At 61.2% G+C, this 201-nt stretch carries 1 pseudogene; it reads left to right on the top strand.

The features are described 5' to 3' along the window. Nucleotides 1-201: pseudogene (gene groEL / locus E5W87_RS35970) on the top strand (chaperonin GroEL); the annotation flags it as partial.

The raw sequence follows: 201 nt of genomic DNA on the forward strand, positions 1-201 counted from the left end.
CCAAGAAGATCAAGACCTCGGAAGAGGTTGCCCAGGTCGGCACCATCGCCGGCAACGGCGATGCTTCGGTCGGCTCGATGATCGCCGAAGCGATGCAGAAGGTCGGCAACGAGGGCGTCATCACGGTCGAGGAAGCCAAGACTGCTGAGACCGAACTCGAAGTCGTCGAAGGCATGCAGTTCGACCGCGGCTATCTCTCGC

It is taken from the genome of Mesorhizobium sp. (assembly GCF_004962925.1).
Classification (GTDB): domain Bacteria; phylum Pseudomonadota; class Alphaproteobacteria; order Rhizobiales; family Rhizobiaceae; genus Mesorhizobium.